The sequence below is a fragment of the Blautia sp. AF32-4BH genome, assembly GCF_003460565.1.
In the GTDB taxonomy this organism is placed as follows: domain Bacteria; phylum Bacillota; class Clostridia; order Lachnospirales; family Lachnospiraceae; genus Fusicatenibacter; species Fusicatenibacter saccharivorans.
On sequence record NZ_QTVL01000002.1, the window covers coordinates 381,128 to 405,844 of the forward strand.

Below are 24,717 nucleotides of genomic sequence, written 5' to 3' on the forward strand. Positions count from 1 at the left end.
TCAGAAAGGAACTGACTGTTATGCCTATTTTCTTTAAACCATCCGCCTCTGATTTTTCCCTCTCCGCTGACAGCATCGGCAACCGCTGGCTGCAGGAGCCCGTTGTGCGCCCGAACGGATTCCCCTTATATCACTGGATTCAGACGGAACGCGGCGAAGGGCTGCTGACCCTCGAAGGTCAGGAACTTTTGCTGAAACCAGGTGACGGTGTTCTGATTGCTCCGCATGTGCCGCATGAATACCGCGAAAACGACGGCAGCGGGATGTGGTTTACATCCTTTCTGACCTTTGACGGAAAGCTCTCCGATGATCTCTATAAAATCTGTGCCGTCTCGCCGTATCTTTTCGTTCCGGCCTCAGAGGGCGCGTGGTTTCAGGAATGGATTGACCGCATAATCGACTCACACTTTCTGAAAAATGACATCGACGATGCTGCGCTCTCCGTCGGATGCTTTGAGTTCCTGACACGCCTTTCCCAGCTCCGCACCGGCCTTTCCCGGACGGAGCATCCGCTGTATCTCCAGTATGTCCGCCCGGCAATGCAGGAAATCGAAAGTCATCTTTCCGACCCGCTCAATGTGGATGCTCTCGCGGAACAGCTCCATATCACGCCGCAGTATCTGACACGCCTGTTCCAGCGTTTTGTCGGCAGCTCTGTCCGCTCGTACATCAGCGTTCTGCGCATCAGCCGCGCCAAGGAGCTTCTCATCAGCCGTCCCTACACTACGCTCGACGGCATCGCCGCCCTCTGCGGCTACCGCGATGTCAGCTACTTTATCTCGGTTTTCCGCCAGCAGACCGGGACAACGCCGAAGCAGTTCCGGAAGCTGTACGGCATATAATCTGAAACACCCCTCTTTCCGGCGCCAAAAAAGATCCTCCGTCTCATTTCACAGACGAAGGATCTTTTTTCGTTCTCTCTTATTTCATGCTTTTCAGAATGCTTCTCGCAACCGACAGTCCGTTTGCGCTTGCCTGCTGGAGGCCGCGGGTTACAGATGCGCCGTCGCCGATGGCGCGGAGGCCTTTGACACTGGTGCAGAAGTCTTTGTCTACGACAACTTTGTTGGAATAGAATTTGACTTCTACGCCGTACAGCAGTGTCTCATCGCTGGCGATACCCGGTGTTACTTTGTCGAGGGCTTCGATCATCTCGGCAATGTCGACCATGATACGGTGCGGGAATACCAGGGAAAGGTCGCCCGGAACGGCATCTTTTAAGGTCGGGATCAGGTTATTGCGGCAGAGACGCTCTTCTGTCGTTCTTCTTCCGCGTTTGAAATCGCCGTACGTCTGAACGAGGATCTTGCCGTCGCAGAGCATGTTGGAAAGCTGTGCGATCTGTTTGCCGTACTCGATCGGGGTTTTAAATGGTTTCGTAAAGTTCTTGGATACCAGGAGGGCAAAGTTCGTGTTGTTTGTCTTGAACTCCTGGGATTTGTAGGCGTGACCGTTTACAACTGCCAGACCGTTTTCATAATACTCAGTTGCCACCTCACCGGACGGGTTCGTACAGAAGGTACGCACTTTGTCGTCAAAAGTCGGGGTATAGTAAACGAGTTTTGCCTCGTACAGGTTCTTGTTCAGGAACTCCATGACCTCGTCGCGGACTTCCACGCGGACACCGATATCGACGGTTCCGACCTCGGTCTCGATGCCGTGGCCGTTGCAGATATGTGAGAACCAGTCGGCTCCCTCGCGGCCTACTGCGGAGACAATCTCATCTGCCTCGTAAACCGTTCCGTCCTCAAGTGTTACAGCTGTCGCACGGCCGTCCTCGATCGTAATATCATTGACCATCGTGTTGAATTTCATTTCCACGCCGATCTCTTTTAAGTGATCCTCGAGGCGGCTGTAAATCTTGTAGCCCTCCTCAGTTCCGAGATGGCGGATTGGACATTCGATCAGCTTCAGGTTGGCGTTGATCGCTCTGCGGCGGATCTCACGGATCTCTTTTTCTTTATCGACACCGTAAACATTCTTGTCTGCGCCGAAATCCAGATAGATCTGGTCGGACTCATGGATCAGCTCAACCGTCTTTTCATATCCTAAAATCTCCGGCAGATTTCCACCGACATCCGGGGAAAGAGAAAGCTTTCCGTCGGAGAATGCGCCTGCTCCGGCAAATCCCGTTGTGATTGAGCACGGTTTGCAGTTCACGCATTTTTTCGTTTTTCTCTTTGGACACTGACGGCTCTCGATCGAACGTCCTTTTTCGATCATCAGCACCTTCAGATCCGGTTTTTCTTTCAGCAGTTCATAGGCACAGAAAATACCTGACGGGCCTGCGCCGATAATAATGACATCATATTTCATTCTTTTTTAATTTCCTCTCGTTTTTTATCCCATCACGATCAGATACTGGCCGTCCGGCAGGGCAAAGACTTCGCTCTGCTCTTCTAATTCTGCATCCGACATTTCTTCCACGTCCATGCCCTCTTCTTCCATGTAGGCGCGCACGTCGTCCAGATTGTCGGCAACGACTGCAAGGCAGTCCTCCAGAAAGGCCTCTGCCTCATCGTAATTTTCAGCCACCGGCTCGTCGAATAACTGGCCCTGATTCATTAAAAATGTGTTGATGCATTCTTCAGTATATTCTCCCATTCTGGTTTTCTCCTCTGTTCGTTTTATTTTTCCTGATTCTTTCTGTGAAAAAGCGTTAAGATTTCCTCCGGCCGGTCGAGCAGCTCCATCGCATGGTTGTCGATCAGCTCCTGGCGCGGGCGGAATCCCCACGTCACACCAACGGTAAACATGCCTGCGGCGTTTCCGGTCTGCATATCCGTATTGGTATCGCCAAAGTACAGGCACTCTTCCGGTCTGGCGCCGAGTGCGTCTGCAATCGCGAGCGCACCGATCGGAGACGGCTTTCTCGGGATTTCTGCGGTCTGCCCCTGAATCCGGTTGAAAAAGCCCGGTCCGTACACGCTCTCCACGACGTGGATGGCCGCCTCGTGCGGCTTGTTGGAACATACGGCAATCGGAACTTCTTCCCGCAGCGCGGTCAGGGTTTCCCGCATATTAGGATACGGTTTTACGTGATACAGCGGGTCCTCGTTGAACCACGCGCGGCCAAGGCGGATGCCCTCCTGCAGATAGTTGAGCTCTGCATCTCCGGCGTCTTTTAAAGCGCGCTCCACTGCCAGATCGAAACCGTCTCCAGCGTAAAAGTTGAAGGCTTCTACCGGGCGCGGCACAAGTCCAAAATGTTCCAGAACGCGGTTGACTGCGTGCGCAATCGACTCTACAGTGTCTGCGATGGTGCCATCCAGGTCAAAGATACAAGCTTTTATCATATTCTGACTTCCCTTCATTGTCTCTTTTGTTCTTCGATTTTCTTTCTTCTCTCTCTTCTTGTCCGCAATCATTATATCCTGTATTTTCTCCCTGCGCAACCATATTTTCTTTTCCTGCACTTTGTGATAAAATGAAGCTGTTTTTCAGATTCTTGGAAAGGAAAAAAAGAGAATATGAATCAGACTGTGAAAATATTTTTTACCGATATGGACGATACCCTGCTGAATTCCGAAAAGCAGGTGACAAAAGAAAACATGGATGCCATTTCAGAGGCACTTGCCGCCGGCCACAAAATTGTGTTCAACACCGGCCGCCCGCTCTCCGGCTTTCTGCCGATCTTAAAAGAGCTCGGACTTGACCGCGAAGGCTGCTATGCCATCGCTTTCAACGGCGGACTGATTTACGACTGTGCTGCGCAAAAAACGCTGCACCGCCGCACGATTCCGCTCGAATATGCACGCGTGATTTTCGAAAAAACGCAGGAGGCAGGCCTCTACTGCCACACCTACTCCGACACCTCTCTTCTCTGCCGCCATGCGGGCGAGGAAACGCGTATTTACACGCAGGCAATCCACATTCCCGTTGTGGAGGATCCGCTTCTGCCGGAACACCTCGCCAAGGAGCCGTGCAAGATGATCGTGATTGATCTCCACGACCGTGCAAAAATGGACGCTTACCGCGCTGCCATGGAGCCGTGGGCAAAAGGAAAAATTTCGATGTTCTACTCCAGCCCGCATTATCTCGAGCATGTCCCGGAACACGTTTCCAAGGGCCATGCCGTGAAAAAACTCTGCGAGCTTCTTCAGATTCCGCTTGCCAACACCGTGGCTGCCGGAGATCAGGAAAATGATATTTCGATGATCGAGGCCGCTGCCGTCGGTGCCGCCATGAAAAATGCGACCGATGCCGTAAAGGCGAGTGCCGATTATATCACGGAAAACGACTGCAATCACAGCGGCGTGGCGGAGATTCTTCGTAAGTTTATCCTTGCCTGATTCTGTTTCTGTGTCAGAAAACCTTCTCTTTCTTGTTTTCTTTGGCACTTTTTCCGAATTCTGTAAGATTTTACTTTCTTTTTTGTTGAAACTGTATTACAATAGTTTCAAAGGACGGCATTTGAAAGGAGACTTGAATCGAGATGTCACGGAAATCAAAACGTATTCTGCTTACTCTGGCTTCTGCCGCTGTCGGCGCAGCCTGCGGTGCGGCAGTCTATTTTATCCGGAAAGGAAAAGCAGATCTTGAAACAGATTTTGACGATTTTAAAGACGAATTTGAAGAGGAAGAGCCTGCTCCTGCTGAACGTACTTATACGACCCTTCCGAAAACGAAAGGTGCGGAGGATGCTGCACCGGATCCGGAATCTGCAGCTTGCAATAAAGGTTCCGAAACAGCTGATACAGAAGCTGAAAGCGAAACCGCAGAGTCCGAAGAAGAAGACGCTGAAAAAGAAAGCTGTGCGGATCGTGAAGTTTCTCCACAGGAAGAAAGCGAAGTAACCACAGAATAAAACCCAAAAACAGAATATAGAAACATAAGGAAGTAATTCCTGGGGAGGGAAACCTCCCCTTTTTTATGGAAAGGAGATTGTTATGGAACTTGCAAAACGCGATGACGTTCCTGTAGAACTTACCTGGGACCTGTCTTTAATTTATCCAACCGAGGAGGCCATGCTGGCTGATGCGCAGAAAATGAAAGAATTAAGTCTTTCTATGGAAGCATCCTACAAAGGAAACCTCACCGATGCAGCCACGATCAACCACTGCCTCGACGATTACCAGGAGGTCTACCGTCTGATCACACTGACCGCCAACTACTGCGATCTCGCCGTCTCTGTCGACTATTACAACAGCGCAAACCAGACGCGCAACGACCGCATCAACAGCCTGATCTCTGAGATTTTCAGCCGTCTCACCTTTATCGAGAGCGAGCTTTCCGAACAGTCCGAGGATGTTTTGAACGAGGCCATGCAGCAGTCAGATACGAACCGCTGCTATCTCGCCGAGATTCTCCGCAACAAGGCACACCGCCTGAGCCCGGAAACCGAACGTGCCATTTCCGCTCTGTCCCAGACCTTCTCGGCTCCGTACCAGATCTACAACATGGCAAAGCTTGCCGATATGAAATTTGATTCTTTCACCGTAAACGGAAAAGAATATCCGCTCGGCTACTCCCTGTTTGAAGATAATTACGAATACGAAAAAGACACCGATATCCGCCGCAGTGCATTCTCCGCCTTTTCTGCAAAAATCAGACAGTACGAAAATGTAACGGCAGCTGCTTACAATGCCCAGCTGCAGACAGAAAAGACCATGGCCACGCTGCGCGGCTTCAATTCCGTCATCGATTCTCTGCTGTTCCCGCAGCAGGTCAGCCGTGAGCTGTACAACCGCCAGATCGATCTCATCACCACCCGCTTGGCTCCGCATATGCGCAAATATGCCCGCCTGCTGAAAAAGGTTCACAACCTTGACCGCATGACCTTCGCCGATCTGAAAATCGCCGTCGACCCGGAGTACGATCCGTCTGTCACGATCGAGGAATCAAAACAGTACATCGAAAAAGGTCTTGCCATTCTCGGTGATGATTACGTTTCCATGATTCAGGAGGCCTACAAAAAACGCTGGGTTGACTTTGCACAGAACCAGGGAAAATCCACCGGCGGCTTCTGTGCCAGCCCGTACGGAAAAGGTTCCTTTATTCTCTTAAGCTGGAATAACCGCATGGCAGATGTTTTCACGCTGGCGCATGAACTCGGCCACGCCGGCCATTTCCGTCTCTGCAACGGCGCACAGGCGATTCTCGATACCGAGGTTTCCTCTTATTTTGTCGAGGCGCCGTCTACCATGAACGAGCTTCTTATGGCTCATTATCTGCTGAAAACGACCCCGGACAAACGGTTCCGCCGCTGGGTTTTAAGCTGTATGATCAGCAACACATATTATCATAACTTCGTCACCCATCTGATGGAGGCTGCTTACCAGCGCGAGGTTTACAAGCTCATCGATGCCGGCGACAGCGTACAGGCTGAGACGTTAAGCAGCATTATGAAAGAGACCCTGCAGAAGTTCTGGGGCGATGATGTGGAAATTTCCGATGACGCAGCGCTCACCTGGATGCGCCAGCCGCATTACTATATGGGACTTTACTCCTACACCTACAGCGCCGGACTGACCGTTGCCACACAGGTCTGCAAGCGCATCGAAACCGAAGGCCAGACCGCTGTCGATGACTGGAAAAAGGTACTGACCGCCGGAAGCACGAAGACACCGGAAGAGCTGGCAAAAATGGCCGGCGTTGATATCTCGACGGATGCACCGCTTCTCGATACGATCGAGACGATTGGATCGATCATCGATGAGATCTGCGAGCTGACCGAAGAGCTGGGCTGCTGATCCTGTCCGCATTGTAACTCTCTATCAAACAGTAAAAACGGATTGTTCCGTCAGTTTTTGTTACTGGCGAAGCAATCCGTTTTTTTCATATCTTTTTTCACGCATTCCAGCACTTTTTCAGAATCGCAGCTGCCTCTGCAATCTCCTCCTCAGAAAGCCCGGCGTACCCAAGCAGCACTGTGCCGCCCTGTGCGGGATCTGCGGCAGCGCCGATGCAGTACCGTTCCAGCCCGTACACGCGCACACCATCCTCTTTTGCCCGCTGCACCGCCTCCGCTTCGGAGAGTCCTCTCGGCAGGTGGACCAGCACATGGACGCCCGCATTCTCGCCGGACACCGTGTACTCCCGCCCAAACTCCTTCAGAAGCCGGATCAGCAGGTCGTGTTTCCCTTTATACTGTGCACGCATCCGGTTCAGATGGCGCTCGAACGCGCCGCTCCGCATAAACTCTTCCAGAATCTTCTGGTCCGTCTTCGAAACTGTCGCGGAAAAGCATCTTCCGTTCTCCTCGTAGGCAGGCAGCAGCGTCTCCGGCAGCACCATGTAGCTGATGCGGATGGACGGCGCAATCGCCCGCGAAAACGTTCCAAGATAGATCACTTTTCCCTCTGTGTCATTGCCCTGCAGTGCCGGGATCGGGCGGCCCTTGTAGCGGAATTCACTGTCGTAATCATCCTCAATCAGATACCGCCCATTTTCCCTCGATGCCCACGCAAGGAGCTGCATCCGCCGCTTCATCGGCATGACCATGCCCATCGGGAACTGGTGCGACGGCATGATGTACGCCAGATCCGCCCCGCTTTTTTCCAGCTCCGCCGGCCGCATGCCCGCTTCGTCCATCGAAATCGTACACATCGCATAGCCAAGCTTCGCAAAACAGCGGTAGGCACTGATGTAGGTCGGATTTTCCATCGCCACTTTATGGCCACGCCCTAAGATCACCGAAAGCAGCATCAGCAGATAATCATTTCCCGCTCCGACGATGATCTGCTCCGTGCGGCAGTTCACGCCGCGTGCGTGGTGCAGATAGTCGCGGATTGCCTCCCGAAGACCGTGCTCGCCCTTCGCATCCCCGAGCTGGAACAGGCTGTCATCTGCGTCCAGCAGGACTTCTTTCGAGATCTTCTTCCAGCTGTTCTGCGGAAATCCGCCCGGCGCCGTACCGGTCACGGCAAAATCGTAGCGGAACGGCATCTGTTCCGCGGCATCATCCTCTTTTGTCTCCTCTTTCTTTTCATCGAGGCGGTACAGCCCCTCAATCTCACAGACAAAGTAGCCTTTGCACGGCACACTCTCCAGATACCCTTCGGATACCAGCTGCTCATACGCCAGATCCACGGTACTCCGGCTCACCGACAGATAGCCCGAAAGCGCCCGCGCCGACGGCAGCCGCTCCCCTGCACGGATCCGTCCGCCGCGGATTTCCTCGCGGATAAAACCGTAGATCTGCTCATAGAGCGGTGTCTTCCGATGCGGATCCAGCGAAATCGTCAATTCATTCATCTTCCCATCTCCCTGACAAAAAGAACAGCCGCTTGGGATGTCGGTTTCATCCAGGCGGCTGCTCTGTTCCATTTCAAAATTCTTATTTATTTCGCTGCCGGCAGCTTGAAAGAGCTCTTCAGAGATACGATACGGTTGAACACCAGCGCATCCTCTTTGGAATCTTTTGCGTCTACACAGAAGAATCCGTTTCTGACAAACTGGAAGCTGTCATATGCTTTCGCATCTTTTAAAGACGGCTCCAGATAGCACTCTTTTAATACAGTCAGGGAATTCGGATTCAAGTTCATGGAACCATCCTCGTTGTAAACGCCCTTCTCCTCGTCGATCAGGTTTTCGTACAGACGGCACTCTGCTTTGACAGCGGTCTTTGCTGCTACCCAGTGGATTGTTCCTTTTACTTTTCTTCCGTCCGGGGAATTTCCTCCCTTGGACTCCGGATCGTACGTTCCATGGATTACGGTGATATTTCCGTTCTCGTCTTTCTCGCATCCGGTGCAGGTGACGAAGTATGCGTTCATCAGGCGGACTTCATTGCCCGGGAACATACGGAAGTATTTGCGGACCGGCTCCTCCATGAAGTCTTCGCGCTCGATGTACAGTTCTCTTCCGAACGGTACCTGACGGCTGCCAAGCTCCGGATTCTCGAGGTTATTCTGTACTTCCAGCATCTCAATCTGGTCTTCCGGATAGTTGTCGATGACAAGTTTCACCGGATTTAAGACTGCCATGGTACGGGCTTTTTTCAGCTTCAGATCCTCGCGGATGCAGTACTCCAGCATCGCATAGTCAACGGAGCTGTTTGCTTTTGATACACCGCACAGATCTACGAATTTCTTGATGGACTCCGGTGTAAAGCCTCTGCGGCGGAGTGCTGCGATGGATACGAGACGCGGGTCATCCCAGCCGTCTACCACGCCGTCCTCTACCAGCTTTTTGATGTAACGTTTTCCGGTAACCACGTTGGTCAGATACAGCTTTGCAAACTCAATCTGGCGCGGCGGCATCGGATATTCCAGCTCGCGTACAACCCAGTCGTACAGCGGACGGTGGTCCTCAAACTCCAGCGTACAGATAGAATGGGTAATGCCTTCGATGGCGTCCTCGATCGGATGCGCGAAGTCGTACATCGGGTAGATGCACCAGGTATCGCCGGTTCTGTGGTGATGCATATGGGCTACACGGTAGATAACCGGGTCTCTCATGTTGATGTTCGGTGATGCCATATCGATTTTCGCACGGAGTACTTTGCTTCCGTCCTCGAATTCGCCGTTTTTCATGCGCTCGAACAGGTCCAGGTTTTCCTCTACGGAACGATTGCGGTACGGGCTCTCTTTTCCAGGCTCGGTTAAGGTTCCGCGGTACTCACGGATCTCCTCTGCGGACAGATCGCAGACGAATGCTTTTCCTTTTTTGATCAGTTTTACGGCTGCCTCATACATCTGTGGGAAATAATCGGATGCGTAGTACAGATGATCTTTCCAGTCTGCACCAAGCCACTGGATATCGGCTTTGATGGAATCAACAAACTCGGTTTTCTCTTTCGTCGGGTTTGTATCATCGAAACGCATGTGGAACTCTCCGTTGTACTCCTGTGATAAACCGTAGTTTAACAGGATGGATTTTGCATGTCCGATATGAAGATAGCCGTTTGGCTCCGGCGGGAATCGTGTGCAGACATGGTCGTAAACGCCCTCTGCCAGATCTTTGTCAATCGCAAGCTCGATAAAATTTTTGGAAACAACTTCTTTTTCTTCCATAATAAGGTCAGGCCTCCCTCGAATCTTTTCGTTTGGAGCACTGCCCCGAAAAGGGCGCAAAATGCTCTGTGTATTCTATCACTATAACACAAAAGCATTCTCCTGCAAAGCATTTTTTTCGGTACACAAAGCCGCCGGAGCGGACCGGTGCCTATTCTTCTGCCTCGTGTGCGGTCACCTGGCGGTGCTCCACGGAGGTCGAGAACACGATCTGCGTCCGCGTCCGTCCAAAATGCTGCAGCTCGCCGATAAACTGGTCGAGCTCAATGGTACTAACAAAAAGGCCCTCAATGAGCATGGAGTAATCACCGGTAACGCAATTACATTCCACGACATTGTGGACCTTTTCAATATAGGGATAAAATTCTTTTTTCTGAACCGGCTCAACCTCGAGGTTGATGAACGCTTTGATCGGATATCCCAAAAGCGCCGGATTTAATTTGACCTGATATCCTGTAATGTAGCCTTCCTTCTCCAGCCGCTCAATTCTGGCGGAAACTGCCGGGGAGGATAAAAATACGTGTTCCGCGATTTCTTTCAGCGGCATCCTGGCGTTTTCCCGAAGAAGATTCAGGATTTTTGCATCGATGTGATCGAGCTCATGGCGCATCGCATCGTTCTTGCTTTTTTCATGTTTCATACGCTGCTCTCCTGTTTTTTCACTTTTATACTGTTCAGCATATCACGTTCGCCGTTTTTTGTCTACGAAAACGTGTCCTCGCGGAAACTGCTTTCGAAAAATAAGTAAAAGTGCCTCTTTCCCTTGGTATTTAAAATCAAATGCAAAAATAAATAAAATTCCACAGTTCTTCGGCGGCGGTATTTACAAATTTCTGCCCTGGTGTTATTCTTCCGGTATCGAAAGGCAAAGCAAGAATTGTTTCAGACAATATACACAACTCAATGCGTGCAGAAAGAAGGAGATTATTATGAAAACAAGAATTGAAGCAGATTCCATTGGTTCCCTTGAAGTCCCCTCCGACGCCTACTACGGGGTACAGTCCCTGCGGGCAAAACGGAATTTCCCCATCACGGGAACGCCGATCCACCCGGTCATGATCCAGAATCTGGCGAAAATTAAAAAGGCAGCTGCCATCTCCAACCGCGAAGCACAGAGACTGCCGGAGGAAAAAGCGGCTGCCATTATCTATGCCTGTGATGAAATCATTGCCGGCAAATTAAAAGACCAGTTCATCGTTGACGGCATCCAGGGCGGCGCCGGAACGAGTGCTAATATGAACGCAAACGAAGTCATCGCAAACCGCGCCATCGAAATCCTGGGCGGCGCCAAGGGTGATTATACCATTGTCCACCCGAATGACCACGTCAACATGGCACAGTCCACAAACGACGTTATCCCAAGTGCAGGAAAACTGACCGTGCTCGATCTGCTCCCGGATCTTCTGCATGCGCTCGAGTCACTCCACGCAGCACTGCTCGATAAGTCCCAGGAATTTGACCACATTTTAAAGATGGGAAGAACCCAGCTTGAGGACGCTGTTCCGATGCGTCTCGGCCAGAGCTTCCACGCTTACGCAACGATGATCGAGCGTGATATCCGCCGGATCGAACGCGCCAGAAAAGAGCTGTTCACCCTGAACCTCGGCGGAACAGCCATCGGTACGACGATCAATGCTTCCGATTACTATCTCCACCACATCGTGCCGACCCTCGCTGCTGTGACAGGCTATCCGCTGATGCAGGCGGACGATCTGTTTGACGCGACGGAGAACCTCGACGGATTTGTGACGATCTCCAACACGTTAAAGACCTGCGCCGTCAACCTCTCCAAGATGTGCAACGACCTGCGCCTGCTGTCCAGCGGACCGCGAACCGGATTCGGCGAGATCAACCTGCCGCCGATGCAGAACGGATCCTCGATTATGCCGGGCAAGATCAACCCGGTGATCCCGGAGGTTGTGACACAGGTTGCCTTCCATGTCATCGGAAACGACACCACAATCACGATGGCGGCTGAGGCTGGCCAGATGGAGTTGAACGCGTTTGAGCCGGTTGTCTTCTACTCCCTGTTCTCTTCCATCACCTCGATGACAGGCGCTGTGAATACGCTTGTGAAGAACTGTATTCTCGGCATTACCGCAAATGAGAAACGGTGCGAGGATCTCGTTTCGAAGAGTGTCGGCATCACAACGGCGCTCTGCCCGTATATCGGATACCAGAAAGCGGCCTCGATTGCAAAGAAATCGCTGAAGACGGGCGAGAGTGTTACTTCTCTGGTTCTGAAAGACGAACTGCTGACACAGAAACAGCTCGACGACATTCTCGATCCGTACGCTCTGACCGGACCGGAACTGCCGGCAGAAGACGATCTGGCTGGCTGAATGTAACTGCTGCTTTCTTTCATAATTTCTTAACGATACGCAAAAAGGCTTCCCGGATTTCCTTGCTGTCCGGGAAGCCTTTTTCTGTCGTTTTCTTTTGTATCAAACTCTGTTTAAATTCTCGCTACGCCGCTCTTTCTTGCTGCCTCTGCAACGGCTGCTGCCACCGCATCTTTGACACGCGGATCAAAGGCTGCCGGGAGGATGTAGTCTGCGTTCAGCTCTTCATCGCTTACCAGGCCTGCGATTGCGTAAGCTGCTGCGACCTTCATTTCATCGTTGATATCAGATGCTCTCACATCGAGCGCTCCGCGGAAGATGCCCGGGAAGCAGAGTACGTTGTTGACCTGGTTCGGGTAATCGCTTCTTCCTGTGCTGACAACGGCTGCTCCTGCTGCTTTCGCCTCGTCCGGGAAAATCTCCGGCGTCGGATTTGCGCAGGCAAAGATGATCGGATCTTTTGCCATCGTACGTACCATATCGGGAGTGAGCGTACCCGGCGCAGAAACGCCAATAAAAATATCGGCTCCTTTGATTACCTCTGCAAGCGTGCCCTTCTCATGGTTGTAGTTTGTGATCTTCGCCATCTCCTCTTTGATCGGGTTGAGGCCGTCGCGTCCCTCGTAAATCGCACCTTTGCGGTCTGTCATGATGACGTTTTTGAGACCCATCGAAATCAGCAGGCGGATAATGGCGATTCCGGCTGCACCGGCTCCTGAGGTAACAATTTTGACTTCATCCAGTTTCTTTCCAACCAGTTTCAGCGCATTGATGACACCGGCCAGTGTGATCACGGCTGTTCCATGCTGATCATCGTGGAAAATCGGAATATCACAGCATTCCTTTAATTTCTTCTCGATCTCAAAACATCTCGGTGCGGAGATGTCCTCCAGGTTGACACCGCCGAAGCTTCCTGCGAGAAGACGCACGGTATTGACAATATCATCCACATCCTTGCTGCGCACGCAGAGCGGGATTGCATCGACACCACCGAATTCTTTAAACAGCACGCATTTTCCTTCCATGACCGGCATGCCGGCCTCCGGGCCGATATCTCCAAGTCCGAGAACTGCGGTTCCATCTGTAACAACAGCTACCGTGTTCCATCTTCTGGTCAGCTCGTAGCTCTTGTTGACATCTTTCTGAATTTCCAGGCACGGCGCCGCCACACCCGGTGTATAGGCAAGACTCAAGGCATCTTTTGTATCTACGGCCGCCCGGGAAGTGACCTCAAGCTTTCCGCGTAATTCATAGTGCATTTTTAATGATTCTTTTGCGTAATCCATCGCTTTTTTCCTCCATTTCATGTGTGACTGCGTCTCATTAATAATAGGAAGAGAGATTCACGCGTCACACGGGATGTCTGTTCGCTGCACCCCTATTATAACAAGCGTTCTCTAAATTTCAACCGGTGTTTTGATTAATGAAAAAATTTCTACTTTTCCGCCAAAAACGGCTGCTTCATTTGCGAAATTTTATCAAAAATACTCTTTTTCTTTCTCTCAGCCGCAGTCCGATCCTGCCCGGAGGGCTTTTTTTGCTTTACAGTAAAATTCAACAAAGTTTTTTATAAAGCAAAAAATCTGCCCGCCTCCCATCCTTTTCAGACTGGAAAACAGACAGATTTTTTTCTTTACTCCGCCACAATATTCTGCAGCCAGACTCCTTTCTTGACAAGGACAAATCCAATCACGCACTTGATCAGGTCAACCGACATAACCATAAAGTAGATTGCGTAGATCGAAAGTCCGGTAAAACGGCTCAGGCAGAAAGCCACCGGCACACTGACAACCCAGATGAATACGCTGTCGAACAGGAACGTGATGATCGTTTTTCCACCGGAGCGCAGGGTAAAGTAGCTTGCATGCAGGAATGCATTGACCGGCATGAACATGGCCACTTCCACGATGAAGATTGCCGCCATGTGGCGTACTTCGTCCGTCGTGTTGTAGAGGCGTGGGAAGAGCGGAGCCACGAGCGCCATCAGCGCGCCGATCACAATACAGAGTAATACAGAAAACGTGATCAGCTTCGTATCGGTATCCTTTGCCTCTTCCATCCTTCCGGCTCCGAGGAGCTGTCCGACGATGATGGCAACGGAATCGCCGAGTGCGATGAAAACGACGTTGAACAGGTTCGAGATCGTGTTGGAGATATTCATCGCGGCTACGACATTCAGTCCACGCACGGAGTAACACTGCATCAGGATCGCAACGCCGCCGGCCCAGAACGTTTCGTTCAGCATCAGCGGTGTTCCTTTGATGAGGATCTGTTTCGTCAAAGCCGCCGGAACACGGATCGTGCGGTACAGATGCTTCGTAAAACGATATTTTTCTTTGTTTCCATGCGTGCGGATCAGCACAATCGCCATCTCCACGTAACGGGACAGCACCGTTGCGGCTGCCGCGCCGACAACGCCGAGCTGCGGTGCACCGAATTTTCCGTAGATTAAAATGTAGTTAAAAACCAGATTAACGAAGACAGCGGTAATACCGGCCTTCATCGGAAGCATTGTCTCGCCGCATTCGCGCAGCGTGCTGGCATAAAGCTGCACAAACAGGAACGGCGGGAGTCCTACCAGCATGACCTTCATATAAGAAATGCCATAGGCTAATGTCGCATTCATGTCCTGGCTTCCCTGATCGCCTGTCAGGTAGAGACGAATCAGAGGCTCGTGCGCACCAAGGAAAATAGTGATTGCCGCTGCCGTCAGGATCACGCCGATCCAGAGCTTGAAGCGGAAGGTGTTTCGCACACCCTCGTCGTTGCCCTGTCCGAAATACTGCGCAGTGAAGATTCCTGCGCCAGACACGCCTCCAAAGATACAGAGGTTATAGATAAAAAGAAGCTGATTGACGATCGCAACACCGGACATCTGCTCGGTGCCGACCTGTCCTACCATGATGTTGTCGAGAAGGCTGACAAAGTTGGTGATACCGTTCTGAATCATAATCGGCATCGCAACGCCAAGCACCATCAGGTAAAACCGTTTGTTCCCAATAAATTTTCTGTGTTTCTGCATGGTTTCCCCCTTTTCTTGCTGTATAAAATAAATGACATAAATCGGAGCCTTTCTGGATTTCTCCAGGCAGGCCCCGAACAGTAATGTTTATTATACACGATTCATGTTTAGAAAGAAAGATCCTTTTTATCTTTTTTCTGGCTTTTTTTGACATCTTAATTTCAGAGCATTAAACAGCCTCAACAATAAGATAAACATAACTCCCCATATTACCCATGCCGCAAAGCACCCAATTCCCTGATAGCGGATATCTACCATTATTCCAATAATAAAAGGAAGTGACATAAACATAATTACTGCCATTATAAAATCAAAAATAATGTATAACACTATGTTTACCTTCCCTATTAAGAATCTGCTGTTTGATATTCATCCTGTATTTTCTGATTTGCCGCCTGACCAATATTAAGCTTTTCAAACATTTCTTCTGTATCCAGACCTCTGCTGTAGTACGCAGTCATCATATCCGCTGTGATCGATTTTCCAAATCTTCTGGGGCGGCTGTTGCAGATAAACTTCGATGTTGTGTCAATCACACTGTTGGTGTATTCCAGCAATCCTGTTTTATCGATATATATTTTTGAGTTTAATACGTCCTGAAAAGCATTCACCTTTGAATTTAAAAAATCGTCCCACAGCATGCCGCAAATTTTTCCACCAGCGCCACTGCCACCTTCATCACCCCGGCCAGTACCATCACAAAGATTGGGTTCTTTTTGCCTTTCTGCAGCAGGATGAGGCTGATGATAAAGATCACGACAAGACTCCAGTTCGTCTGCGCCAGCCGGATCACGGTATCTCCTTCACTGCTCCAAAACGCCGTGACCAGAATTGAAATCCCTGCGGAACCGATCATCGCCACAACCGCCGGGCGGAGGGAGCGGAGGATGCCCTGGAGCATTGCCATTTCACGGTATTTTAAATAGAGTTTCGCAAGCAATGTGACAAGAATACACGACGGCAGAATACAGCCAAACGTTGCCGCAAGTGCGCCCGGAACACCAGCGATTTTAATTCCGACGAACGTAGCCGAATTGACTGCGATCGGCCCCGGCGTCATCTGGGAGATGGTAATCAGATCCGTAAACTCCGACATCGACAGCCAGCCGTGTCCCTGCACCACCTGTCCCTGAATCAGCGGCATGGCCGCATAGCCTCCGCCGAAGCTGAGCAGGCCGATCTGGAAAAAGCTTAAAAATAGCTGAAAATAAATCATTTCGCACCCCTCCGTTTCGCCAGAATCGTCCGCACCGCACCGATGGCACCGCAGACCAGTACAATATAAATCACGTTGACCTTGAAAAAACAGGCTGCTGCAAACGCACAGACAAGAATCACCAGCGACAGCGGATCTTTTTCTTTCACAACCCCGGCTCCCATCTCATACGTCACGGATGCAATCACGGCTCCGACGCCTGCCTGCATTCCTTCGAGCATCTGGCTCACGAAAAAATTATCCCGGAACGCCTGATAGCAGACCGAAATCACAGAGATAATCAGAAACGGCGGAATAATCGTTCCAATAATCGAAACCAGCACACCAATCATCCCCGCCAGTTTATACCCGACAACAATCGCCCCATTCACCGCAATCGGCCCCGGCGATGACTGCGCAATCGCCACCAGATCGAGCATCTCATTCTCCTCAATCCAGTGGTACTCATCCACAAATTTCTTCTTCATCAGCGTCACAATCACATAACCGCCGCCGAACGTAAATGCGCTCAGATACAGCGTGGAAAGGAACAGTTTTTGCAGTACCTTACGTTTTGACTCCATTGTTTTCTTCACCTCATTTTTTCTGTTGTACCTATTCTACCATCTTTGGCACCAAAAAGCGACCCAATTGTTTTCACAAATGAGTCGCTCTTCTCGTTTTCCTATCTTATTTCTCTGCACACAGCTCCACAAACGCCTGCACTGCCTCGTTTGCATTGCCGTACACGCCTGCTCCGAAGTCATTGCAGACCTGCTCCAATGCCGCGCGGATGGAATCCGGCACGCTGCCGTCGTTGATAAAACTTGCCTCAATATTTTTTGCATCCCGAAGCCCCGCATACCGCTCATCGGTTCCGTTTTCTGCCACCGACGGCAGGCCTTTAATACTGGCCATCTCGTCGATCTCTTTTTCCTGCATCATAAAGCGCAGAAACTCAACCGCGATCTCTTTCTCTTCGCTGTCTTTGTTGACCGAAAATCCATACCACGGCTGCTGGTACGCGTAAGCGCCCTTGTCCCCGAGCGGTGCGTATAAGAATTCGTATTCAAACGGATTTGCGCTGAATGTCTCCGATTTGGATTCTCTCTTTTTCATGCCGCTGACACACTCGGCATTGCAGACATAGAACGGCATATCCAGATCGGTTCCGGCAATGTTCGAATAATAGAAATAACAGTCCTGTCCTTTGGAATCCTTATATTCGAGCTTTCTTTCCCCCAAGCGAATGACGCATCTTCTTTTTCCCTCACAATCATAACTGTACCTTTTGTAATAGTGTCTTTTTCTTCCTGCCCATCTCCTGCTGTTTTTTATATAACGAAAAGATCCCGGTTTCCCGGGATCTTTCTTAGTAAGCTGATGACGGGAATCGAACCCGTGACCTCCGCCTTACCAAGGCGACGCTCTACCGACTGAGCCACATCAGCACTCGCAAGTTGTTTTGTTTTTTTGTTAGCTCCTTGCTACATTTGGTATTCTATCAAAACTATAGTGAATTGTCAACAGTTTTTTCTACAAATTTGAAAATTTTTATTTGTTCACAGATTTTTCTGCACTTTTGACAATTCGCCGTAATTTTTTCGGTCGTTTTCCCATCTCACGAACAGACCTCCCGCACTTTACTGCGGATTCTCTGCAGTGCATTGTCGATTGCCTTCGGCTGCTTTCCAAGTTTTTCTGCAATCTGCGTATAATCGTACCCTTTCAGATACAATTCCAGCACCTGGTACTCAAATTTGCTGAGCCGTTCTTTGATCCGCTCATGCATGCCGATTACGTTTTCCCGGCTGATCATAATCTCCTCCGGTGTCTCCTCGTCCACCAGGCGCAGCTCTTGCTCGGAAACCGGTTCGCTTAACGAGACGAAGCTGTTCAGCGGCTGATGCTTCTGGCGCTGGGACGATGCCACTGCAGAATACATCTGACGGTCGATGCACAGGCCGGCGAAGGTGGCAAACGATGCCTCCTTCCCCGGTTTGTAGTCACGCACTGCCTTAAAAAGTCCGAGCATGCCCTCCTGGATCAGATCCTCGTGATCTCCGCCCACCAGGTACAGCGCCCTCGCCCTGGTCCGCACCAGCGATTTGTATTTGTCGATCAGATAATCGGTAATCTCGCGTTCTCCTGCCCGCAGACGCGCAATCAGCTCCTCATCCGTACAGGTATCGTAATCTTTCACCATCATATCTCTTGTATCCTTCATCTTTCTTCCGCCGGAGCGTAATGTGATTTTCCGCAATTTCTAGCAGCTTCTCTGTCTTACAATCTCATAAGCGAGCACGCCGGCTGCCACGGAAGCGTTCAGAGAGTCGATATCGCCTTTCATCGGAATTGTGGCTGTGAAGTCGCAGTTTTCTCTCACCAGACGGCTGACACCCTCTCCCTCATTTCCGATTACAAGGCCGATCGGTCCTTTGAGGTCGAGATCATACATTCTCTGTCCGTTCATGTCCGCGCAGACAAACCAGATGCCCTTTTCCTTCAGCATTTCCATGGTCTGCACCAGATTCGTCACCTTTGCCACCGGTGTGTAATTTAATGCACCTGCCGACGTTTTGGCAACGGTTGCTGTCAGGCCGACTGCGCGGTGCTTCGGCACGATGACACCATGTGCGCCTGCCAGGTTTGCGGTACGGATGATCGCACCGAGGTTATGCGGATCCTCAATGCCGTCCAGCAGAAGGATAAATGGCGGCTCTCCTTTCTCCTCTGCGCGCGCGAGGATGTCCTCAACGGTTGCATAACTGTAGGAAGCCACCTGTGCAATGACACCCTGATGCTTTCCGGTGGTGGACAGCTCGTCAAGACGTTCTTTTTCTACATAATTGATGATGGTATCGTGTTTTTTCGCCTCACGGATGATCGTGCGGATCGGGCCGTCCTGGCTGCTTGCAAGGACGAACAGCTTGTCCACGGTCTTGCCGGAGCGGAACGCCTCAATGACAGCGTTTCTTCCCTCTACCATGCCGCCTGTAAACTCCTCATCCGCCTGCTGTACTTCCTGTTTTCTGTCTCTGTCACGGTAATCTCGTTTCCCCTTAAAGTCACGTTTTTTTCCGTCTCTTCTCTCAAAATTTCTCTTGTCGTTTCTGTTGTTTTCTCTCATATCATTCCTGTTCCGCGGTCCCAAAAGCAGTGGGAACTTTTGCTTTTTCAAAAGCCCCACTGCCCTGCCGCTTCTTTTTTATTTTCTGAATCTTATCTGCTCTCACACTTCGCCAAGTCCTGCCCGGATCAGGTCGATCATCCGCTTGTAATCCCCTTTCAGGTACAGATACCCCATCACAGCCTCAAACCCGGTTGCCCGGCGGTAGTCGATCGTGGACGCATTTTTTGCCTTGGTATAAGATTTCGCATTTCTGCCTCTTTTATAAATCTGTTTTTCCTCTTCGGTAAACAGCGGCTCCAGAATTTCAATCATCGCCGACTGTTTCTCCGCCTTTACAAGCCCTGCCGCATGGCGGTGCAGCTTGTTGACCTGCATATTTGCTTTCCGCACCAGAATCGTGCGGATGACGATCTCATACGCAGCATCCCCGATGTAGGCCAGCGTAAGCGGCGAATACATGCGGATGTCATGCTGTTCCAGTCCGAATACCTCCGAAAGATAATCCTTCTCCCCGAAAACCGCCTCTGGAAAAAGCTCCTCGTTTTCTGTCTCTTTGCCCACTTCCGTCACTTCTGTTCTGTCCTTTCTTTTTTCCTCATCTGACGCAGCTCGCCCTCCAGCTCGAGCACACGGTTCGTAAGCTCCGTATTCTCCTGCTGCAGTACTTTGATATCCTCGAAAATCGGGTCCGGCAGATGAATGTGATCCATGCTTTTTCTCGGAATCCGCACATCATTCTGCTTCACAATGTGCCCCGGCACGCCGACGACGGTACAGTTCGGCGGAACCTCCTCGATCACAACCGATCCGGCTCCGATTTTGGAGTTTTCCCCGATCGTAAACGATCCGATGATCTTCGCACCGGCGCTGACCATAACATTGTCCTTCAGCGTCGGATGACGTTTCCCGGTCTCCTTACCATTACCGCCAAGCGTCACGCCCTGATACAGCGTCACGTTGTCTCCGATAATGGCTGTTTCTCCGATAATCACACCAGAACCATGATCAATAAACAATCCCTTTCCGATCGTCGCACCCGGATGGATTTCGATACCGGTTTTTCTCGCTGCCCGCTGTGAAATCCACCTGGCCAGAAAGTAATGGCCTTTCAGATATAGCTTGTGCGCCCGTCTGTACTTCAGCATAACACGAAATGAAGGATACAGCAAGACTTCCATGGGAGAATGTATCGCCGGATCCCGCTCCTGAATCACCTGAAATTCCTCTTTAAAATACGCGAAAAAACTCATCTTTCCTCTCCTTGCCTCCTGCTGGGACTTTTCCGGATTTTTATTTCTTACCATCATTCTGCATAACAGTAATATTCAAAAACGGAGCTGTTTCATCTCCGATAAAGACGAAATAGCTCCGTGGTTCCACTTTACTTTAAGGGCACACCTGCCCTCTTCTTTTCTTCTGCATAACGTGCAGGACCCGTGCCGGACTACCCACTTTTTCCGCTTCACCCGGCCAGCTTCCGGACGCACTTCAAAAACCCTCGTTTCAGGCAGCTTCCAGCCCCATTTGTCTGCCATTCTCTGTGAAACAATTCTGATTTTCTACTTTTTCCGTTCCAAGCCTTTTTCTGTTTCCGTTTGTTCTAGTTTATGCAAATTTTTCTCGTTTGTCAAGCAAATTTCCGCCGGATCCACTTGCTGATTTCGACCGCCGGAATGACAAGCAGTCCAAGGCCGATCGCCACATCATATTCCAACGCGCTGATCCGCTCAAAACCGAACGCACTCGACAGTACCGGGATGTAAATGACGGCGGATGTGAGGACAAATGAGAGTGCCATCGCGCCCCACAGATACTTGTTCTGATGCTTCATATGGAAAATAGAACCTTTCCGTGATCTCATATTGAAGGAATGGAAAATTTCCACCATGGAGAGTGTCAGAAACGCCATCGACATGCCGTCCGGGCTGTTGACGATTTCCCAGCGGCCGGCTTCCAGATAATGGCCGATGAAGTAGGACGCCAGCGTCAGCACCGTAATCACGATGCCCTGAAACGCAACATCAAAGCCGAGGCCGTCCGCAAAAATACCGTCATCCGCATTTCTCGGCGGGCGTTTCATGATGTCTGCCTCACCGTCCTCCATACCGAGCGCCAGCGCCGGGAAGCAGTCCGTAATCAGGTTGATCCAGAGCAGATGCACCGGATTTAAAATCGTAAAGCCCATCAGCGTCGCGCAGAAAATCGACAGCACCTCGGCAAGGTTCGATGCCAGAAGGAACTGAATTGCCTTACGGATATTATCGTAGATTCGTCTTCCTTCCTCAACCGCCGCGATGATCGTCGCAAAGTTGTCGTCCGCGAGCACCATATCTGCCACGTTTTTCGTCACATCCGTTCCCGTGATGCCCATTCCGATGCCGATATCCGCACGCTTGATCGACGGCGCATCGTTGACTCCGTCTCCTGTCATCGCGGTGATTCTGCCTTTCCGCTTCCACGCATCGACGATCCGCACTTTATGCTCCGGCTGGACGCGTGCGTAAACAGCATATTCCTCGATTCTCCGGTCAAGCTCCTCATCGCTTAACTGGTCAATCTCGGCTCCCGTTACCGCTTTCCAGCCCGCCTCCAGAATACCCAGCTCTTTTGCAATAGCAACCGCTGTGTCTTTGTGGTCACCCGTAATCATCACCGGACGGATGCCTGCCCCGCGGCATTCCCGGATCGCATCGACTACTTCCGGCCGCACCGGATCAATCATACCGCAAAGTCCTAAAAAGCAGAGATCCTGCTCCAGAAAGTCCGGCTCCTGGGAGGACGGCATCTGGTTCCACGCTCTTCCTGCTGCCGCCAGCACGCGGAGTGCCTGGTCTGCCATCGCCTTGTTCTGCGACAGGATTTCCTGCCGGAATGCTTCTGTCATCGGCTGTTTTCTGCCGTCACGCCAAACGGAGGTGCACCGCTTCAGAATCTCATCCGGTGCGCCTTTTGTGCAGGAAAAATACGTTCCGTCGTTTGCGCGGTGGATCGTTGTCATGCGTTTCCGCATCGAATCAAACGGCGCTTCCCCGACACGCGGATACTGGACGGACAGACTCTTCTTCGGGCATCCCTCTTTCTGCGCATCGTTGACCAACGCACATTCCGTCGGTTCTCCGACTGCCTCGCCGTTTTCGTCCGGCTCCGCATCGGAGCAGAGTGCCATGACGGATACGAGACGTTTTATATCGCTTCCCTCATGTTTTACCACGGTCATCTTATTCTGGGTCAGCGTTCCTGTCTTATCCGAGCAGATCACCTGCGTACAGCCGAGCGTCTCGACAGCCGTCAGTTTCCGGATCACCGCATTCCGCTTTGACATTTTGGTCACACCGATGGAAAGCACGATTGTGACAACTGCTGCAAGTCCTTCCGGAATTGCCGCTACGGCAAGGCTGACAGCTACCATAAAGGTATTTAAGATGTTCTGCGGCGTCACGCCCTCTTTTAAAATACCGACAATGAAAATCACGGCACAGATGGCGAGCACCATCACGCTTAAGATTTTGCTGAGCTGGTTCAGCCGCTTCTGCAGCGGTGTGCTCTCATCCGCCGACTGCGTCAGAACATGGGCGATCTTTCCCATCTCGGTTTTCATACCCGTTCCGGTGATAACAGCGCGGCCGCGGCCATAGACAACGGTGCTTCCCATATAGACCATGTTTTTCCGGTCCCCGAGCGGAACCTCGCTGGCTGCGCCGGCGTTCAGAACATCCGCTGTTTTATTGACCGGGACAGATTCTCCGGTCAGCGCTGCTTCCTCGATTTTCATGCTGGCGCTCTCTAAAATACGGCCATCCGCCGGAACAGCATCGCCCGCTTCGAGAATTACAATATCACCGGGTACGAGCTCCTCGCTCTTTTTCACTTCCATTTTCCCGCCGCGCATCACCTTCGACGTGGCTGCCGCGATCTCCTGCAGAGCTTCAATCGCTTTCTCTGCCTTGCTCTCCTGCAGAACACCGAGCACCGCATTAATGATGACAACGGTGAGAATAATGACCACATCAGCGTACGATTCGCCTTCATACGCCGATGTGATGCCGGAAATCAGCGCTGCGGCGAGCAGGATCAGGATCATCGGGTCTTTCAGCTCTTCGAAAAACCGCTGCAGATTGCTCTTCTTTTTTCCCGCCGCCAGCCGGTTAGGTCCGTGTTCGGAAAGCCGCCGCGCAGCTTCCGCCTCGGAAAGTCCCTGCTCCGTTGTCTGTAACTCATCAAGAATCTTCGAACTTTTTTCCAGATACTCTTTCATTTCCATCCGTCCTTTCTTCTGAAAACGCTTTTTGCGTTCCTGTGATAAGTTCCCACTGGTACACTGGTCTCTTTCTATATAGAAAAAGACCTATCCGCACCATATTTGTTGATACAGATAAGTCTTGTCATTTCATACAAAGCCAGAAGAAATGCTTTTTCTTCGGTTGTTGGCCTTATAGCGTCACGTATGCCGCCGACTACTCCCTTATTCTTCTTCCAGTCTACCACATCTTCCGGCCTTGTGCAATCGCATTTCTCTTTTATTCTTCTGCGTTCTTTGCGCATCCTGGGCAGCCGCTGCATCCGCCTGCGATCCGGTCGTCCGGCATCAGGTCGAGTGCCTTGGAAATGCAGCAGATCGCCTGTGCGGAAATTCCCTCTTTCTTTCCGGTAAAGCCAAGTCCTTCCTCGGTCGTTGCCTTGATATTGACCTGATCCTCTTCGAGATGAAGCGCCTCCGCCACATTTTTCACCATCGTGTCGATGTATGGCAGGAGCTTCGGCTTTTGTGCAATAACGGTTGCATCGATATTTTCAATCAGATACATCCGCTCCTCGAGCATCTCACCCACTTTTTTCAGCAGTTCGATGCTGTCTGCGCCCTCATACGCCGGATCATTGTCCGGAAAATGGCGTCCGATGTCCCGCAGTGCTGCAGCGCCGAGAAGCGCATCCATAATGGCATGGACCAGCACATCTGCATCGGAATGTCCCAGAAGGCCATATTCATACGGGATTTCCACACCGCCCAGAATCAGTTTCCGGTTTTCCACCAGTTTATGCACATCGTAACCCATTCCTACTCGCATTGT

At 51.1% G+C, this 24,717-nt stretch carries 23 protein-coding genes, 1 tRNA gene and 1 other annotated feature; of the genes, 5 read left to right on the forward strand and 19 right to left on the reverse strand.

The window, feature by feature from the left end; translation table 11 throughout:
* Nucleotides 1-20: 20 nt before the first annotated feature.
* Nucleotides 21-842 carry a helix-turn-helix transcriptional regulator gene (locus DWZ44_RS04575; RefSeq protein ID WP_117804322.1) on the forward strand — a complete coding sequence of 274 codons (822 nt, stop codon included), beginning with the start codon at nucleotides 21-23 and terminating at the stop codon, nucleotides 840-842.
* A 79-nt stretch (nucleotides 843-921) separates the two neighbouring features.
* On the opposite strand, the gene DWZ44_RS04580 is transcribed toward DWZ44_RS04575, so the two are convergent.
* The 3 genes from DWZ44_RS04580 to DWZ44_RS04590 are packed head-to-tail and all read right to left on the reverse strand — an operon-like array spanning nucleotide 922 to nucleotide 3,296.
* On the reverse strand, nucleotides 922-2,316 hold the full coding sequence (locus DWZ44_RS04580) for an NAD(P)/FAD-dependent oxidoreductase (protein ID WP_022463087.1): 1,395 nt from the start codon (nucleotides 2,314-2,316) through the stop codon (nucleotides 922-924).
* A gap of 24 nt (nucleotides 2,317-2,340) precedes the next feature.
* A complete protein-coding gene (locus DWZ44_RS04585) occupies nucleotides 2,341-2,604 on the reverse strand; it encodes a hypothetical protein (RefSeq protein WP_055221292.1) in 264 nt (87 codons plus the stop codon).
* 23 nt (nucleotides 2,605-2,627) lie between these two features.
* Nucleotides 2,628-3,296, reverse strand: coding sequence for an HAD family hydrolase (locus DWZ44_RS04590; protein WP_055221324.1), 669 nt, complete (start codon nucleotides 3,294-3,296; stop codon nucleotides 2,628-2,630).
* Between the two features lie 174 nt (nucleotides 3,297-3,470).
* Between DWZ44_RS04590 and DWZ44_RS04595 the strand changes: the two genes are divergently transcribed.
* The 3 genes from DWZ44_RS04595 (at nucleotide 3,471) to pepF (ending at nucleotide 6,692) form a co-directional block, all read left to right on the forward strand.
* Complete coding sequence (locus tag DWZ44_RS04595) at nucleotides 3,471-4,292, forward strand: Cof-type HAD-IIB family hydrolase (protein WP_117804323.1); 822 nt, start codon at nucleotides 3,471-3,473, stop codon at nucleotides 4,290-4,292.
* A 143-nt stretch (nucleotides 4,293-4,435) separates the two neighbouring features.
* On the forward strand, nucleotides 4,436-4,807 hold the full coding sequence (locus DWZ44_RS04600; RefSeq protein ID WP_055267483.1) for a hypothetical protein: 372 nt from the start codon (nucleotides 4,436-4,438) through the stop codon (nucleotides 4,805-4,807).
* An 82-nt stretch (nucleotides 4,808-4,889) separates the two neighbouring features.
* Nucleotides 4,890-6,692: an oligoendopeptidase F gene (gene pepF, locus DWZ44_RS04605; RefSeq protein ID WP_173827511.1), complete on the forward strand. Its 1,803-nt coding sequence runs from the start codon at nucleotides 4,890-4,892 to the stop codon at nucleotides 6,690-6,692.
* Nucleotides 6,693-6,789: 97 nt separating this feature from the next.
* Here pepF and pdxR read toward each other — a convergent pair whose 3' ends face one another.
* The 3 genes from pdxR to DWZ44_RS04620 all read right to left on the reverse strand — a co-directional run bounded on the left by pdxR (nucleotide 6,790) and on the right by DWZ44_RS04620 (nucleotide 10,596).
* Nucleotides 6,790-8,196 (reverse strand): MocR-like pyridoxine biosynthesis transcription factor PdxR, encoded by a 1,407-nt coding sequence (gene pdxR, locus DWZ44_RS04610; RefSeq protein WP_055267548.1) that lies wholly within the window; start codon nucleotides 8,194-8,196, stop codon nucleotides 6,790-6,792.
* An 86-nt stretch (nucleotides 8,197-8,282) separates the two neighbouring features.
* Nucleotides 8,283-9,956, reverse strand: coding sequence for a glutamine--tRNA ligase/YqeY domain fusion protein (locus tag DWZ44_RS04615; protein WP_022463080.1), 1,674 nt, complete (start codon nucleotides 9,954-9,956; stop codon nucleotides 8,283-8,285).
* Nucleotides 9,957-10,107: 151 nt separating this feature from the next.
* Nucleotides 10,108-10,596, reverse strand: coding sequence for an Lrp/AsnC family transcriptional regulator (locus tag DWZ44_RS04620; RefSeq protein ID WP_022463079.1), 489 nt, complete (start codon nucleotides 10,594-10,596; stop codon nucleotides 10,108-10,110).
* Between the two features lie 289 nt (nucleotides 10,597-10,885).
* Here DWZ44_RS04620 and DWZ44_RS04625 point away from each other — a divergent pair, with 289 nt between their 5' ends.
* The gene (locus tag DWZ44_RS04625; protein WP_117760561.1) at nucleotides 10,886-12,298 is read left to right on the forward strand and encodes an aspartate ammonia-lyase; all 1,413 of its coding nucleotides are present in this window, start codon (nucleotides 10,886-10,888) and stop codon (nucleotides 12,296-12,298) included.
* Nucleotides 12,299-12,411: 113 nt separating this feature from the next.
* Here the strand turns inward: DWZ44_RS04625 and DWZ44_RS04630 are convergent, their stop codons facing one another.
* The 13 genes from DWZ44_RS04630 to ispF all read right to left on the reverse strand — a co-directional run bounded on the left by DWZ44_RS04630 (nucleotide 12,412) and on the right by ispF (nucleotide 24,714).
* Nucleotides 12,412-13,584 (reverse strand): NAD(P)-dependent malic enzyme, encoded by a 1,173-nt coding sequence (locus tag DWZ44_RS04630; RefSeq protein ID WP_055267479.1) that lies wholly within the window; start codon nucleotides 13,582-13,584, stop codon nucleotides 12,412-12,414.
* Nucleotides 13,585-13,931: 347 nt separating this feature from the next.
* A complete protein-coding gene (locus DWZ44_RS04635) occupies nucleotides 13,932-15,320 on the reverse strand; it encodes an MATE family efflux transporter (RefSeq protein ID WP_117804325.1) in 1,389 nt (462 codons plus the stop codon).
* Nucleotides 15,321-15,667: 347 nt separating this feature from the next.
* Nucleotides 15,668-15,961, reverse strand: coding sequence for an AAA family ATPase (locus DWZ44_RS04645; protein WP_117804327.1), 294 nt, complete (start codon nucleotides 15,959-15,961; stop codon nucleotides 15,668-15,670).
* Nucleotides 15,940-16,536, reverse strand: coding sequence for a chromate transporter (locus DWZ44_RS04650; protein ID WP_117804328.1), 597 nt, complete (start codon nucleotides 16,534-16,536; stop codon nucleotides 15,940-15,942). Before DWZ44_RS04650 ends, DWZ44_RS04645 begins: the two co-directional genes overlap by 22 nt.
* Nucleotides 16,533-17,099 (reverse strand): chromate transporter, encoded by a 567-nt coding sequence (locus tag DWZ44_RS04655; protein WP_117804329.1) that lies wholly within the window; start codon nucleotides 17,097-17,099, stop codon nucleotides 16,533-16,535. The genes DWZ44_RS04650 and DWZ44_RS04655 overlap by 4 nt, the downstream gene beginning before the upstream one ends.
* Before the next feature lie 106 nt (nucleotides 17,100-17,205).
* A complete protein-coding gene (locus DWZ44_RS04660; RefSeq protein WP_117804330.1) occupies nucleotides 17,206-17,760 on the reverse strand; it encodes a hypothetical protein in 555 nt (184 codons plus the stop codon).
* A gap of 133 nt (nucleotides 17,761-17,893) precedes the next feature.
* A tRNA-Thr gene (locus tag DWZ44_RS04665) sits at nucleotides 17,894-17,966 on the reverse strand.
* 170 nt (nucleotides 17,967-18,136) lie between these two features.
* Nucleotides 18,137-18,742: an RNA polymerase sporulation sigma factor SigH gene (sigH, locus tag DWZ44_RS04670; RefSeq protein ID WP_226906387.1), complete on the reverse strand. Its 606-nt coding sequence runs from the start codon at nucleotides 18,740-18,742 to the stop codon at nucleotides 18,137-18,139.
* A 39-nt stretch (nucleotides 18,743-18,781) separates the two neighbouring features.
* Nucleotides 18,782-19,504 carry a 23S rRNA (guanosine(2251)-2'-O)-methyltransferase RlmB gene (gene rlmB, locus DWZ44_RS04675; protein WP_055221331.1) on the reverse strand — a complete coding sequence of 241 codons (723 nt, stop codon included), beginning with the start codon at nucleotides 19,502-19,504 and terminating at the stop codon, nucleotides 18,782-18,784.
* Nucleotides 19,505-19,747: 243 nt separating this feature from the next.
* Nucleotides 19,748-20,107, reverse strand: coding sequence for a Mini-ribonuclease 3 (locus tag DWZ44_RS04680; protein WP_055221333.1), 360 nt, complete (start codon nucleotides 20,105-20,107; stop codon nucleotides 19,748-19,750).
* Between the two features lie 107 nt (nucleotides 20,108-20,214).
* Nucleotides 20,215-20,898, reverse strand: coding sequence for a serine O-acetyltransferase EpsC (epsC, locus tag DWZ44_RS04685; protein ID WP_055227154.1), 684 nt, complete (start codon nucleotides 20,896-20,898; stop codon nucleotides 20,215-20,217).
* Nucleotides 20,899-20,998: 100 nt separating this feature from the next.
* Nucleotides 20,999-21,233, reverse strand: a binding site (T-box leader).
* A gap of 42 nt (nucleotides 21,234-21,275) precedes the next feature.
* The gene (locus tag DWZ44_RS04695) at nucleotides 21,276-23,903 is read right to left on the reverse strand and encodes a cation-translocating P-type ATPase (RefSeq protein WP_055267546.1); all 2,628 of its coding nucleotides are present in this window, start codon (nucleotides 23,901-23,903) and stop codon (nucleotides 21,276-21,278) included.
* A 262-nt stretch (nucleotides 23,904-24,165) separates the two neighbouring features.
* Nucleotides 24,166-24,714 carry a 2-C-methyl-D-erythritol 2,4-cyclodiphosphate synthase gene (gene ispF / locus DWZ44_RS04700; protein ID WP_022463066.1) on the reverse strand — a complete coding sequence of 183 codons (549 nt, stop codon included), beginning with the start codon at nucleotides 24,712-24,714 and terminating at the stop codon, nucleotides 24,166-24,168.
* Nucleotides 24,715-24,717: the final 3 nt, after the last annotated feature.